The organism is Methylobacterium oryzae, from assembly GCF_021398735.1.
In the GTDB taxonomy this organism is placed as follows: domain Bacteria; phylum Pseudomonadota; class Alphaproteobacteria; order Rhizobiales; family Beijerinckiaceae; genus Methylobacterium.
On record NZ_CP090349.1, the window covers coordinates 5425248 to 5439310 of the forward strand.

At 72.6% G+C, this 14063-nt stretch carries 9 protein-coding genes; 1 reads left to right on the top strand and 8 read right to left on the bottom strand.

What is annotated here, in order from left to right; translation table 11 throughout:
* Positions 1–345: 345 nt before the first annotated feature.
* From LXM90_RS25925 to LXM90_RS25945, 5 genes are all read right to left on the bottom strand, one after another.
* Positions 346–1263 (bottom strand): LysR family transcriptional regulator, encoded by a 918-nt coding sequence (locus LXM90_RS25925; protein ID WP_020092569.1) that lies wholly within the window; start codon positions 1261–1263, stop codon positions 346–348.
* A gap of 76 nt (positions 1264–1339) precedes the next feature.
* A complete protein-coding gene (locus LXM90_RS25930) occupies positions 1340–3001 on the bottom strand; it encodes an OFA family MFS transporter (protein WP_051123735.1) in 1662 nt (553 codons plus the stop codon).
* Positions 3002–3218: 217 nt separating this feature from the next.
* Positions 3219–3905 carry a hypothetical protein gene (locus tag LXM90_RS25935; protein WP_020092571.1) on the bottom strand — a complete coding sequence of 229 codons (687 nt, stop codon included), beginning with the start codon at positions 3903–3905 and terminating at the stop codon, positions 3219–3221.
* Positions 3906–4216: 311 nt separating this feature from the next.
* Positions 4217–6916 (bottom strand): aconitate hydratase AcnA, encoded by a 2700-nt coding sequence (gene acnA, locus LXM90_RS25940; protein WP_020092572.1) that lies wholly within the window; start codon positions 6914–6916, stop codon positions 4217–4219.
* A gap of 436 nt (positions 6917–7352) precedes the next feature.
* Positions 7353–8171 carry a hypothetical protein gene (locus LXM90_RS25945; RefSeq protein ID WP_026604836.1) on the bottom strand — a complete coding sequence of 273 codons (819 nt, stop codon included), beginning with the start codon at positions 8169–8171 and terminating at the stop codon, positions 7353–7355.
* 129 nt (positions 8172–8300) lie between these two features.
* Here LXM90_RS25945 and LXM90_RS25950 point away from each other — a divergent pair, with 129 nt between their 5' ends.
* On the top strand, positions 8301–9701 hold the full coding sequence (locus LXM90_RS25950) for a leucyl aminopeptidase family protein (protein ID WP_020092574.1): 1401 nt from the start codon (positions 8301–8303) through the stop codon (positions 9699–9701).
* Between the two features lie 107 nt (positions 9702–9808).
* Here LXM90_RS25950 and LXM90_RS25955 read toward each other — a convergent pair whose 3' ends face one another.
* The 3 genes from LXM90_RS25955 to LXM90_RS25965 form a co-directional block, all read right to left on the bottom strand.
* The gene (locus LXM90_RS25955; protein ID WP_020092575.1) at positions 9809–10981 is read right to left on the bottom strand and encodes a M20 aminoacylase family protein; all 1173 of its coding nucleotides are present in this window, start codon (positions 10979–10981) and stop codon (positions 9809–9811) included.
* A gap of 99 nt (positions 10982–11080) precedes the next feature.
* Positions 11081–11542, bottom strand: a complete 462-nt coding sequence (cueR, locus tag LXM90_RS25960) for a Cu(I)-responsive transcriptional regulator (protein WP_020092576.1) — start codon at positions 11540–11542, stop codon at positions 11081–11083.
* Positions 11539–14013 (bottom strand): heavy metal translocating P-type ATPase, encoded by a 2475-nt coding sequence (locus LXM90_RS25965; RefSeq protein ID WP_205833351.1) that lies wholly within the window; start codon positions 14011–14013, stop codon positions 11539–11541. Before LXM90_RS25965 ends, cueR begins: the two co-directional genes overlap by 4 nt.
* Between the last annotated feature and the right edge of the window lie 50 nt (positions 14014–14063).

Below are 14063 nucleotides of genomic sequence, written 5' to 3' on the forward strand. Positions count from 1 at the left end.
CGGAGACGGGGCGGCTTTTTCCTTGCCCGGCGCGTTCCCGCGCACGGCGTCGCCGGGATCTCCCGAACCGCGACCTGACCGGCCGACAGCCCGGCGCCAGCACGACTCGTTAACCGTCGCTCGTCCCGGACGCTGCCCGACCCGCCGGCCGATCACCGGCCCGCGTTCTCGGCCAGCTCGGCGGTTGGAGGGCGGGTTCGATGCAGCGGATCCTGCTGGCGATTCTCATCACCGCGGCAATCCTCGCGCTCTGGCGCGTCCTGACGCTGCCGGTGTACGCGCTCCGGGCGACCCGCGGCTTGCTCGCGGAACGCCGCGTTCCGGCCCGCGCCCGGAGCCGACCGCTCAGGAAGGGCCCGGCGCGGCCAGATCCGGATCGAGCGTCCGTGCCAGGGACCGCGCGATAGCCACGAGCGCCGTCACCATCGGCGTGGACGGCTCGCGCCGCGGGGCGACGAGGCCGATCGTGTGCTCCAGGTCGGGTGCGGTGATCGGGATCGTGCGCACGCCCTCCATGGGGCCCAGGGCGTCGACCAGGATCTCCGGCATGATCGAGGCCCAGCGCAGGGTGCGCACGTGGGTCAGCAGCACGATCATCGAGTTCGACTCGAGGGTCGCGGCGGGATCCGCACCCGCCTCGCGGATCTGCTGGTCGATGATCCGCCGGTTCTGCATGTTCGGCGTGAGCAGGCAGAGGGGCAGGCGGCTGGTCTCGGCCCAGGTGACGCTGGTGCGACCCTCGAAGGGCCCGCCGATCGCCGTCACGAGGCGGTAGCGCTCCCGGTAGAGCGGGACGGAGATCACCCGCCCGAGGGGCTCGTTGTCGAGGTAGGTCAGGCCCGCATCCGCCTCCAGGTTCTCGATCAGCGAGAAGATGTCGGCGGAGGTGGCCGATTCGACCGTCAGCCGCACGTCCGGGTGCCGCTCGCGGTAAGGCGTCGTGAGGTTCACGATCATCGGCAGCGCCGTCGGGATCGCCGCGATGCGGAGATGGCCGGTCAGGCCCCGGCGCAGGCCCGTGACCTCCTCGTGCATGGCCCGCGCGTCGGCCACGATGCGCCGCGCCCATTCGAGGACCCGCTCGCCCTCGGGGGTGAAGCCCTGGAAGCGGGAGCCGCGCAGCACGAGCTGCACGCCGAACCGGTTCTCCAGCTGCTTCACGCCGGCCGAGAGAGTCTGCTGAGTCACGCCGCAGGCTTCGGCGGCGTGCCCGAAATGCTGCTCGCGGGCGAGCGCGAGCAGGAAGTCCAGCTTGTCGATCACGACGAAGGCATCCCGGCACGGCGAGGCGCCGGAAACCTAGCGGCCCGCCGGGCCCGCCACAACCGAGCGTGCCCGCTCAGCGGAACAGGATGAACGCCTTCGACAGGGTGATGCCGATGCCCCAGACGATCGGGATGCCGACCACCGCCCAGGCCAGCGCGGCCCCCGCGCTGAAGCCGCCACGGCCGATCCCGAAGGAGCCGGACGGCCCCGAGGCCGTGGCGCCGGCGCGGACGTCCAGGGAGGCCCGCTCGGAATCGGACATGAACCAGCGTTGCGCCAGGGGCCGGACGAGCAGGTTGCAGAGGAAGCCGACCGCCAGGAAGCTCGCCAGCACGTACATGGTCCGGCCGTAGAGATCGGCCCCCTGCACGCCCGCGGCGACCTGCGCCTCGCGGATCTTGGTGATGACGAAGGGCCCGACGATGCCGGCCATCGACCAGGCGGTGAGCAGGCGCCCGTGGATGGCGCCCACGAACTGCGTGCCGAACACGTCGGCGAGATAGGCCGGCACGGTCGCGAAGCCGCCGCCGTACATGGACAGGATCACGCAGAAGATCGCGACGAACAGCGCCTGCGAGCCGATGCCGGCGGCCCAGGGTGCCGCCGCGTACAGGAGGCCGCCCAGGGCAAAGAAGATCGCGTAGGTGACCTTCCGCCCGATGCGGTCCGACATCGAGGCCCAGAAGAACCGGCCCAGGATGTTGAAGAGTGAGAGCAGGCCGACGAAGCCGGCCGCGATGGCCGCGACCTGCGCCTTCTGGCCGGCGTCGAGGGCCGAGAAGCCGGTGCCGGGCAGGCCGATCAGCTCGCCGCCGAAGATCTCCTGGAGCATCGGCGAGGCCAGCGCCAGCACGCCGATGCCGGCCGACACGTTGAGGAACAGGACGAGCCAGATCATCCAGAACTGGACGGTCTTGTGGGCGTCGCGCAGGTGGACGTGCCCCGAAGCGATCATGGCGTTCTTGGCGGTCGGGCTGGTCCAGCCGTCCGGGCGCCAGCCGGCCGGCGGCACCCGGTAGCCGAACGCGCCGCCCAGCATGAACAGGATGTACCCCACGCCCATCACCGCGAGGGTCTGCCAGACGCCGGCCGAATCGGCGGTCCGGAAGCTCTTGATCAGGCTGTCGGCCAGGGGCGAGCCGATCATCGCGCCGCCGCCGAAGCCCATGATCGCCATGCCGGTCGCCATGCCGCGCCGGTCCGGGAACCACTTGATCAGGGTCGAGACCGGCGAGATGTAGCCGAGCCCGAGGCCGATGCCGCCGATCAGGCCCATGCCGAGCCAGACCAGCCAGAGCTGGTGGATGTAGACGCCGAAGGCGCCGATCAGGAAGCCGCCGCCCCAGCAGAGGGCCGCCGCGATGCCGGCCTTGCGCGGTCCGGCTCGCTCCAGCCAGCCGCCGAACAGGGCGGCCGAGAGACCGAGCACGACGATGCCGATGGAGAAGACCGTGACGAGGTCGCTGACCCGCCAGTCGCAGGTGGTGGTGAACAGGGCCGTCATCACGCCCATGTCGGGGCAGGCGGCGGGCGCCGGCTTGCCCACGGAGAGCGCCCGGGTCAGCGGCAGCCAGAACACCGACAGGCCGTAGGCCATCCCGATGCAGAGATGGATCGCCAGCGCCGCCGGCGGCACCAGCCACCGGTTGAAGCCCGGCTTGGCGACGATCCGCTCGCGCGACAACAGACTCGGCGTTCCCTCAGGCGCGATCGCGCCTGCCACTCCAGCACCCATGATGGACTCCTCCGCCGCGGCCTCGTTGGCGGGCCTCGCGGCGGCGGACGATGCGCGATTTGTGTGCAGGGTGCCAGCGCGCGACACGCTGAGACGTCGATTTTAATCCAGTCCGGCGCCGACTGTATGCGGATTCCTCGTCAACGCGCCGTCCGGAGGCCGTATGGACCGCCGCTGCGGGCGCCGGTCTGTCCGGCGCCCGCAGCGGCTGCCGCCCTCACATGGGCGGGGTCAGGCCGTCCTTGCCGACCGCCACGAGCTTGCCCTCGGCCTTGCTGCCGTCCTTGGCGACCACGGCGAACACCTTCGACCCGGGGGTCAGGATCGCCTTGTCGGCGGGCTCGAAGGCCACGATCGGCGCCGAGGCCGGCACCACGATCTCCTTGGAGCCGTCCTTGCCGTAGCTCACCGTCAGCGTGCGCTCGCCGCCCGAGGCCGCCTTGTCGGCCTTCACGGTGCCGTTGGTCATCGCGCTCTTCACCTTCGGGGCGTTCGGCGACTCGGCCTTCACGGTGCCGTTGGTCATCGCGCTCTTCACCTTGGCGCCGGCGCCCGCGGTGTGGTCGGTGATCGAATCCCAGCCGTAATGGCCCTCGCCCGTGCCGCGCATCGACTCGGGGAAGAGCACGACCTCCAGGGCGGTCATCGGGTTCTCGCCCTTGGTGGCGGTGCCGATGAAGACGCCGTCCTTGATCGCGTCGAGGCTCGACGGGACAACCCAGGCGAACTTGGCGCCGCTCACGTCGACGGTCTCGGTCTTGCCGTCGTCGGTCTTGATCGTGACCGTGCCGCCGTCGGCCTTGTCGACGGTCCCGCGGACGCGCTCGACCTGCGCGGCGAAGGCCGCACTCGACAGCAGGGCCGTCAGGCCGGCGGCGACGAGTGTCTTGCTGAGGTGCTTCATCGGGGTCCCATCCTGGCTTCAGGAGCCGGGTTATGGGGCGGCCCGCGCGCGAAACAAGGTTGCGCGCAAGCGAAACGACCTGCTCGGCGACAGAAGCGAGGTTATCAGTCACCACCGTTTTTGCGAGCGGAGCGAAGCAATCCAGCCGGCGCAAGGACTTCCTCCGTCGCGCTGCCCTGGATCACTTCGCTGCGCTCGCGATGACGGGGTGGCGCGTCGGACGACGGCACCGACCGAAAACGAGTCAGGCGGCACCCGGTGGGCGCCGCCTGATTACCGCGCGGGCAGCGGGGACGCTGCCCTCCGGAGGCTCACGCCGCGAGCGAGCGCAGCACGTAGGGCAGGATGCCGCCGTTGCGGAAGTACTCGAGCTCGTCGAGCGTATCGATGCGGCAGGTCAGCGGGACCTGCTTCACCGAGCCGTCGGCGGACTTGATCTCCGCGGTGAGCGTCTGGCGGGGCTTCAGCTCGCCGGCGAGGCCCTTGATGGTGACGGTCTCGTCACCCTTCAGGCCCAGCGACTGCCAGCTCGTGTCGCCCTGGAAGACCAGCGGCACCACGCCCATCCCGACGAGGTTCGAGCGGTGGATGCGCTCGAAGCTCTCGGCCACCACGGCGCGGACGCCGAGCAGCTTCGTGCCCTTCGCCGCCCAGTCGCGCGACGAGCCGGTGCCGTACTCCTTGCCGGCGAAGATCACGAGCGGCGTGCCCTGTTCGGCGTACTTCATCGCCGCGTCGTAGATGAACATCTTCTCGCCGGACGGCTGGAAATGCGTCCACCCGCCCTCGACCACGCCGCCGGAGGCGTCCTTCACCATCTGGTTCTTGATGCGGATGTTGGCGAAGGTGCCCCGCATCATCACCTCGTGGTTGCCGCGCCGCGTGCCGTACTGGTTGAAGTCCTGCACGCGCACTTGGTGCGACTGCAGGTACTCGCCGGCCGGCGAGGCCGCGCGGATGTTGCCCGCCGGCGAGATGTGGTCGGTGGTGATCGAGTCGAGGAACAGGCCGAGGATGCGCGCACCCTCGATGTCCTCGACGGGCTTCGGGGTCTTCTCCATGCCGACGAAGTAGGGCGGGTTCTGCACGTAGGTGGAGCCCGGGTTCCACGCGAAGGTCTCGGCCTCGGTGACCTCGACGTCCTTCCAGTTCTGGTCGCCGCCGAACACGTCCGCGTAGCGGGACTTGAACAGCGCGGAGGTGATGTTCTCCTCGATGAACTGCTGGACCTCGGCCGAGGACGGCCAGATGTCCTTGAGGTAGACGGGCTTGCCGTCCGAGCCCTGGCCCAGCGGCTCCGTGGTGATGTCGATCTGCAGCGAGCCGGCCAGCGCGTAGGCCACCACGAGCGGCGGCGAGGCGAGGTAGTTCGCCCGCACGTCAGGGTTCACGCGGCCCTCGAAGTTGCGGTTGCCCGAGAGCACCGCCGCGGCGACGACGTCGTTGTCGTTGATCGCCTTCGAGATCGCCTCCGGCAGCGGGCCGGAATTGCCGATGCAGGTCGTGCAGCCGAAGCCCACGAGGTTGAAGCCGAGCGCGTCGAGCGGCTCCTGCAGGCCGGACTTCTCCAGGTACTCGCCGACCACCTGCGAGCCGGGCGCGAGCGAGGTCTTCACCCACGGCTTGGAGCGCAGGCCCTTGGCGACGGCGTTGCGGGCGAGCAGGCCCGCGCCGATCATCACCGAGGGGTTCGACGTGTTGGTGCAGCTCGTGATCGCGGCGATCACCACGTCACCGTGCCCGATGTCGAAGTTGGTGCCCTCGACCGGGTAGCGGCGCGCGAGGTCGGCGGCCTTCTTGAACTCGGTCTCCATCGAGGCGGCGAAGCCGAGCTTGGCGCCGTCGAGCAGCACGCGGTCCTGCGGGCGCTTCGGGCCGGCGAGCGAGGGCCGGACCTGGCCCATGTCGAGCTCCAGCGTGTCGGTGAAGACCGGGTCGGGTGTCCGGGCGTCGCGCCACATACCCTGCGCCTTGGCGTAGGCCTCGACCAGGGCGATCCGGTCGTCGGAGCGGCCGGTGACCTTCAGGAAGTCGATGGTCTTCTGGTCGACCGGGAAGAAGCCGCAGGTCGCGCCGTACTCGGGGGCCATGTTGGAGATCGTGGCCCGGTCGGCGACCGCCATGTCGTCGAGGCCGGGGCCGTAGAACTCCACGAACTTGCCGACCACGCCCTTCTTGCGCAGCATCTGGGTGACGGTGAGCACGAGGTCGGTGGCGGTGGTGCCCTCGGGCAGCTTGCCCGAGAGCTTGAAGCCCACGACCTCGGGGATCAGCATCGAGAGCGGCTGGCCGAGCATGGCCGCCTCGGCCTCGATGCCGCCGACGCCCCAGCCCAGCACGGCCATCCCGTTGACCATGGTGGTGTGCGAATCGGTGCCGACGAGCGAGTCGGGATAGGCGACGTCGGCGCCGTTCTCCGACTTCGTCCAGACGGTCTGGGCAAGGTATTCCAGGTTCACCTGGTGGCAGATGCCGGTGCCCGGGGGGACCACCGAGAAGTTGTCAAAGGCCGACTGGCCCCATTTCAGGAAGGTGTAGCGCTCGCCGTTGCGCTCGTATTCGAGGGCGACGTTGTCGGCGAGCGCCTTCGGGGTGCCGAACTCGTCGACGATCACCGAGTGGTCGATGACGAGGTCCACCGGCACCAGCGGGTTGATCTTCTGCGGGTCGCCGCCGAGCGCCACCATGGCGTCGCGCATGGCCGCGAGGTCGACCACCGCCGGGACGCCGGTGAAGTCCTGCATCAGCACGCGGGAGGGGCGGAACGCGATCTCGACCTCGGCCTTGCCCTTCTGGTCGAGCCAGGCGACGGCGGCCTCGATGTCGGCCTTCTTGACCGAGCGGTCGTCCTCGTAGCGGAGCAGGTTCTCCAGGATCACCTTCATGGAGAAGGGCAGCGCGGCCGCCGAGGCGAGGCCGTTCTTCTCGGCCGCGGGAATGGAATAGTAGGTGTAGGTCTTGCCGCCGGCTTCGAGCGTCTGGCGGGCCTTGAAGCTGTCGAGTGAGGGCACGGCTGGTTCTATCCTCGCTGCGGGTTGTCGAACACGCGCAGGCAAGACCTGCGCTACGAGATCCGTGTTCGGCCTGTGTAGCGCCCGACGGGCGCGCGCCGCCCCGGGAGTGCCCGGGCAGGACGATGCGCGGGGGCGATTTGGACGCCCGTGATGCCGCGCGGCGCAGCCGCGGAGGGATATAGAACTTTTCGAATCTGACCGCTACCGGGTCGTCATGACAGGTGCGTTTTCCTGTCGGGGACCGTGGCGGCGACTGGGCGCGCGCCGCGGAGGCCTGCGCGACTCGCGCATCTCCAGCGGGCATCGACGGTGGCGGCCGAGCGCGACAGGCCCCCTCTCCCGAGCGGGAGCGGAGAGCCGCACGGGTGTTGCCGGTGCTGCTGCGTACGTCCGCGAGCCCGCAGAAGGGCGGGAGTCGCGGGGCGCGGGCGCCCTACCCTTGCCCGGGCACGCCCGCGACGGACAGGGCCTTCGATCGATTCGGCTGGGCCGCGAGCCTGCGCAGGGACGCGACGTTCGTGGCCGCCTCCTCGGCGCTCATGTCGCGGCGCAGGACGGCCTCGGCATCGGCGAAGCGGCCCTTGAGGCCGAGCACCATGGCGAGGTTGGCGCGCACCCGCGCGTCGGCGCCGGGCTGGTCGGCGGCGAGGCGGAGGGTCTGCTCGGCCTGATCGAGGTTGCGCGACAGCGCGTAGGACAGGCCGAGATTGGACAGGAGCGAGGGCTCGTTCGGGCGGATCTTGAGGGCGGCCTCGTAGAAGCCCTGGGCGCGGGCCTGCTCGCCGAGCTGGGCGGAGGCCGAGCCCTGCGCCGACAGGATGCGCCAGTCGGGATTGGCGGGCGTGTGCGCGTTGGAGAGCACGTCGATCGCCTCGCGGAAGCGGCCCGCCTCGACCAGCGACTTTCCGTAGGCACCGAGCAGGGCCTGGTCGCGCGGGTTGCGCAGGGCGGCCTGCTGCAGCACCGCCGAGGCCTGGCCGATCTGGTCTGTGGCCCGCAGGGCGCGGGCGTAGGCGATCGCCGTGCGCCCGTCGGCGGGGTCGGCGTTGTAGCGCTCGGCCAGCCGGTCGATGTCCTGCCGCGAGGGCGCTGCGGCGGCCGCGGACGGCCCGCCGAGGGGGCCGATCGACCCGGTCGTCTCGGGCGAGCGGGTGTTGCAGCCGGCCAGGCCCAGCGCGACGACGGCGGCCGCGAGGGCGGCGCGGCGTCCGGGGCGTGCCTGGGATCGGGTGACCCGGAACAGGGCCGTCATCATGGTGCGCTCCGCCGGCATCGGGACCGGACGCGATAGCACGCGCTTCACGCTCCCGGCCGGCCGGTGATAGAGCGTTAACCCTAATCACCGGTTAAGCCGCCGGTCCGGGCGGCACGCGAGAGGCACATGACCCAGGCCGAGATTCCGGCGACGACCCGCGGGCTCCTGCCCGGCGACACCCAGGCCGTACCGGTGACGCTGGTCACCACCGGGGGCTGGGCGGCGGTCGAGTCCGGCCTGGAGCCCGCCCAGCGGAGCTTCGCCAGGGCCATCGGCTTCAAGCCGAAGGCGGGCAGCCTCGCGCTCCTGCCCGGCCCGGACGGCGGCCTCGCGCGCGTCCTGTTCGGCCTCGGCGATCCGGAGGCCGCGGCCTACGACAGGCTCCTCGCCGGCAAGCTGCCGGGGCTGCTGCCGGAGGGGACCTTCCGCCTGGACAACGCTCCCGAGCCGGCCGAGGCCGCCCTCGCCTGGCTGATGGGGAGCTACCGCTTCGGCCGCTACCGGACCGGCGGCGGCACGAAGGCCCGGCTCGCGGCGCCCGCCGGCATCGACGCGGCCGAGGTGGAGCGGATCGCCGCCGCGGTGGCGCTGGGCCGGGATCTCGTCAACACGCCGGCCAACGATCTCGGACCCGCCGAGATCGAGGCGGCCGCCCGGGCGGTGGCCGCGCGCCACGGCGCCTCCGTCGCCGTCACGGAAGGCGGGGCCCTCGCCGAGGGGTACCCGCTGATCCACGCGGTCGGCGCCGCGTCGCCCCGGGCCCCGCGGCTGATCGACCTGACCTGGGGGCCGGCGGACGCGCCGCGCGTGACCCTGGTCGGCAAGGGCGTCGCCTTCGACACCGGCGGCCTCGACCTGAAGCCGTCGGCCGCGATGCTGCTGATGAAGAAGGACATGGGCGGCGCCGCCGCGGCGCTGGCCGCCGCCGACATGGTCATGGGCGCGGGCCTGAACCTGCGCCTGCGCCTGCTGATCCCCGCGGTGGAGAACGCGGTCGCGGGCAACGCCTTCCGCCCCGGCGACGTGCTGCCGAGCCGGGCCGGGCTCAGCGTCGAGATCGGCAACACCGACGCGGAGGGCCGGCTGATCCTCGCCGACGCGCTCGCCCTCGCGGACGCGGATTCCCCCGACCTGATCCTCGACTTCTCGACCCTGACCGGCGCGGCCCGGGTGGCCCTCGGGCCGGACCTACCGGCCTTCTTCACGGAGGACGACGCGCTGGCCGAGGCGGTGGCGCGGGCCGGCCGGGCGGCGATCGACCCGGTCTGGCGCATGCCGCTGCACGCGCCCTACGCGAGCCTGCTCGATTCCAAGGTGGCCGACCTCAACAACGTCTCGGGCGGGCCGTTCGCGGGAGCGATCACCGCGGCCCTGTTCCTGCGCCGCTTCGCGCCCAACACGAAGGCGCACGGCCATTTCGACCTCTACGGCTGGAACCCCTCCGCCAAGCCCGGCCGGCCGGAGGGCGGCGAGGTCCAGACGGCGCGGCTGACCTACGCGCTGCTCAAGGCCCGCTACGGCAGCTGATCGCCTCCCGTCATCGCGAGCGCAGCGAAGCGACCCAGGGCTGCGCAACCTCTAACGGCGTGGGCTGGGTCGCTGCGCGCGCGATGACGGTGCGGCTGGGGGCGCGCTCAGGCGGTGCGCGGCAGCCCGGTCTCGATCAGGCGCGCCCACAGGGACGCCCCGTACGGCGCGGCCGCGTCGTTGAAATCGTAGTGCGGGTGGTGGAGCGAGGCGCTGTCGCCGTTGCCGATGAACATGTAGGCGCCGGGACGGCGGGCGAGCATGTAGGAGAAGTCCTCGGCGGTCATCATCGGCGCCACCGTCCGGTCGACGTTCTCCTCACCCACCAGCGCCTCAGCGACGCCGGCCATGAAATCGGTCTCGGCGGGATGGTTCTCGGTCACCGGGTAGCTCGCCCCGTACGCGACCCCGCCCCGCGCGCCGAAGCCGCCGGCGATCTCGGCCACCAGGGTCTCGATCCGCGCCTTGATCTCGCCGCGCACGGCCTGGGACAGCGTGCGCATGGTGCCGCGCATGGTGACGGTCTGCGGCAGGACATTGAAGGCCTCGCCGGCCTCCAGCGCGCAGACCGAGACCACGGCCGACTGCACCGGGTCGAGGTTGCGCGACACGATGCTCTGCAGGGCGATGATCACGTGGCTCGACACGAGCACGCTGTCGACGGCGTTCTGCGGCAGGGCCGCATGGCCGCCCCGTCCCTCGATCGTGATCGTGAAGCGATCGGTCGAGGCCATGATCGGCCCCGGCCGGATCGCGAAGGTGCCGACCGCCATGCCGGGGATGTTGTGCATCCCGTAGACCGACTCGACCCCGAACCGCTCCATCATTCCGTCGTCGACCATCGCCTCGCCGCCGCCGCCACCCTCCTCGGCGGGCTGGAAGATCAGCACGGCCGCCCCGTCGAAATCCCGGGTCTCGGCGAGGTACTTGGCGGCGCCGAGGAGCATGGTCGTGTGACCGTCGTGGCCGCAGGCGTGCATCTTGCCCGGCACGGTGGAGCGGTAGGGCAGGTCGCGCACCTCCTGGATCGGCAGGGCGTCCATGTCGGCGCGCAGGCCGATGGCGCGGTTGGAGCTGCGTCCCCGGCCGCGGATGACGCCCACCACCCCGGTCCGACCGATGCCGGTGACGACCTCGTCGCAGCCGAAGGACCGCAGCGTCTCGGCGACGAAGCCGGCGGTGCGGTCGACGTCGTAGAGCAACTCGGGATGGGCGTGCAGGTCGTGCCGCCACGCCGTCATCGTGTCGGCGAAGGCGCGGATCCGTTCGAGGACGGGCATCGGGGCGGGGCTCTCGTGGCCTTGGCTGGTGGGCCGGACCAGCAAAGCCGGGGCCAGAGCCGCCGTCAACGGCCAAGCTCGGTATCCGCGGCGCCCCGCTCACGCCGCACCCGGCCCCGTGATCCCGCGCCCGCGCCGCCGCGGCGCGGGTGGATGGTCGCCCGCGGCGAGGTCGTCCAGGATCGGGCAGTCCGGCCGCGCGTCGCCGCAGCAGGCCTCCGCCAGGTGCTCCAGCGTCCGGGCCATGCCCTCCATCTCGGCGATGCGGCGGCGCAGATCGGCGATCTGCTCCTGCGCGATCGCCTTCACCCCGGCGCTCGGCCGGGCGCGGTCGCGCCAGAGCGCCAGGAGATCCGCGATCGCGTCCACGCTGAAGCCGAGATCGCGGGCGCGGCGGATGAAGCGCAGCGTGTGCAGGTCCGCCTCGCCGTAGTGGCGGTAGCCGGATTCGGACCGGGCGGCCGGCGGCAGCAGGCCGGTCGCCTCGTACCAGCGGATCATCTTGGCCGAGACGCCGGTCCGGCGCGCCGCCTCGCCGATCGTGAGGGTCGCCGCGCTCATGCCGGCCTCGCGGCCAGCGCCGGCCCCTCGGCCGCCGCGGGACGCCCGCCGGCCCGGCGCAGCCGCAGGGCGTTGCCCAGGACGAACACGCTCGAGAAGGCCATGGCGCCCGCGGCCAGGATCGGTGACAGGGCCGGGCCGCCGAACGGCACCAGCACGCCGGCCGCCACCGGGATCAGCGCGGCGTTGTAGGCGAAGGCCCAGAACAGGTTCTGGCGGATATTGGCCATCACCGCCCGCGACAGCGCCAGGGCCTCGACCAGGGCCTCCAGATCGCCCGACATCAGCACCACGTCGGCGCTCTCGACGGCGATGTCGGTGCCGGTGCCGATCGCCAGTCCGACATCGGCCTCGGCCAGCGCCGGCGCGTCGTTGATGCCGTCGCCCACGAAGGCCACCGGCCCGTGTTCCGCCCGGAACCGCTGGACCGCCTCGACCTTCCCGCCGGGCAGCACCCCGGCGGCCACGGCGTCGATGCCGAGGCTCCGCGCCACGCCGGCGGCGGTGACGGGATCGTCGCCCGTGACCATCGCCACCGCGAGGCCGCGCGCCTTCAGGGCCGCGACCGCCGCGCGGGCGCCCGGCTTCACGGGATCGGCCACCGCCAAAATCGCGGCGTGGCGGCCGTCGAGGACGAGGTGGATCGGGCTCCGTCCCGCGCCCGCCAGCGCCTCGGCCCGGGCGGCGAGATCCGGGTCGAGGGCGACGCCGAGGCGCTCCAGGTAGCGCGGCGCGCCGAGGGCCGCGGCCCGGCCCGCGACCCGTCCGGCAATCCCGAAGCCCGCCACCGCCTCGAAGCTGTCCGGTTCCGGCAGGTCCAGGCCGCGCTCGCGGGCCGCCGCCACGACGGCGCCGGCCAGCGGGTGCTCGGAGCGGGTCTCCAGAGCGGCGGCGAGGGCCAGCACCGCGTCCTCCGCGACGCCCGCGGCCGGGACGATCTCGGTGAGCCGGGGGCGGCCCTCGGTCAGGGTGCCGGTCTTGTCGAGGGCCACCACCCGCACGTCGCGCAGGCCCTGCAGCGCCGCGCCGTCGCGGAACAGCACGCCGCGCGCCGCCGCGCGCCCGGTGCCGACCATGATGGCAGTCGGCGTCGCCAGCCCCATGGCGCAGGGGCAGGCGATGATCAGCACCGCGACGGCGTTGACCAGGGCCGGACCCAGCGCCGGGGCCGGCGCCAGCGCCAGCCAGGCCAGGAAGGTCACCGCGGCGATGCCGATCACCGCCGGGACGAACCGCCCGGTGACGCGGTCGACCAGCGCCTGGATCGGCAGCTTGCCGCCCTGGGCGCGCTCCACCATGGCGGCGATTTGCGCCACCACGGTGGCGCCCCCCACGGCCTCGACCCGCAGGTCGAGGCTGCCGCGGCCGTTGAGCGTCCCGCCGACCACGGGATCGCCCGGGCCCTTGCGCACCGGCGCCGGCTCGCCCGTCACCATGCTCTCGTCGACGTGGCTGGTGCCGGAGACCACGGCGCCGTCCGCCGCCACCCGCTCGCCCGGACGCACCCGGACGACGTCGCCGAGGCGCAGGGCGTCGAGGGGAACCTCGGTCTCCGCGCCGTCGCGGATGACCCGGGCGGTCTTCGGCGTCAGGTCCATCAGCCGCGCGATCGCCTGGCCGGTGCGCCCCTTGGCGCGGGCCTCCAGCGTCCGGCCGAGCAGGATCAGCGTGACGATCAGGACGCTCGCCTCGAAGTAGAGGTGCGCCGCGCCGGCCGGCAGGAGGTCCGAAGCCAGGGTCGAGACCAGCGAGTACAGGTAGGCGGCGCCGGCCCCGAGGGCGACCAGGGCGTTCATGTCGGGATGGCCGCGCAGGAGGCCCGGGACGCCGCGCAGGAAGAAGCGCCGCCCCGGGCCGGCGAGGACCAGGGTGGCCAGCGCGGCCTGGACCAGGGCCGTCACCGGGCCGCCGTGCAGCGCGGGCAGGAGGTGGCCGCCCATGTCGAGGACCACGACGGGCGCCGACAGCAGGGCGGTGACGATCAGGTCGCGGCGCAGGGCGCGCCCCTCTTCCGCCTGACGGGCGGAAGGGTCGACCGGGTGGCCGGCCTCGACCGGCCGGGCCTCGTAGCCGGCCGCCTCCACGGCCGCCACCAGCGCGTCCATCGGCACCACCCCCTCGGGATGGCGGATCGCGGCCCGGCCGGCGGCGAGGTTGACGCTGGCGCCGGTCACCCCCGGCACGGCGGCCAGCGCCCGCTCGACGCGGCCGACGCAACTCGCGCAAGACATCCCGTCCACGGCCAGCAGGCTCTGCGTCTCTGGGACGGGGTAGCCGGCATCCGCGAGCGCCGTCGCGACGTCGCCCGGGCTCGTCGCCCCGTCGAGGACGAGGCTGGCGCGGTGGGTGGCGAGGTTCACCGCCACGTCACGGGCGCCGGGCAGCGCCGCGAGGGTGCGCTCGACGCGGCCGACGCAGGAGGCGCAGGACATGCCCTCGACGGGGAGGGTCAGGGCGACGGATCTCGACATGGCGGTGGTCCGGTTGGAAGCATCCATGCCCGGTCAGATGGAGCTTCCCA

What these genes read in the sequence shown, in the direction of transcription:
- LXM90_RS25935 (WP_020092571.1), bottom strand. Translation starts at nt 3,905, where the DNA reads ATGAAGCACCTCAGCAAGACACTCGTCGCCGCCGGCCTGACGGCCCTG.
- cueR (WP_020092576.1), bottom strand. Translation starts at nt 11,542, where the DNA reads ATGAGCGCGGCGACCCTCACGATCGGCGAGGCGGCGCGCCGGACCGGC.
- LXM90_RS25945 (WP_026604836.1), bottom strand. Translation starts at nt 8,171, where the DNA reads ATGACGGCCCTGTTCCGGGTCACCCGATCCCAGGCACGCCCCGGACGC.
- LXM90_RS25950 (WP_020092574.1), top strand. Translation starts at nt 8,301, where the DNA reads ATGACCCAGGCCGAGATTCCGGCGACGACCCGCGGGCTCCTGCCCGGC.
- LXM90_RS25955 (WP_020092575.1), bottom strand. Translation starts at nt 10,981, where the DNA reads ATGCCCGTCCTCGAACGGATCCGCGCCTTCGCCGACACGATGACGGCG.
- LXM90_RS25930 (WP_051123735.1), bottom strand. Translation starts at nt 3,001, where the DNA reads ATGGGTGCTGGAGTGGCAGGCGCGATCGCGCCTGAGGGAACGCCGAGT.
- LXM90_RS25965 (WP_205833351.1), bottom strand. Translation starts at nt 14,013, where the DNA reads ATGTCGAGATCCGTCGCCCTGACCCTCCCCGTCGAGGGCATGTCCTGC.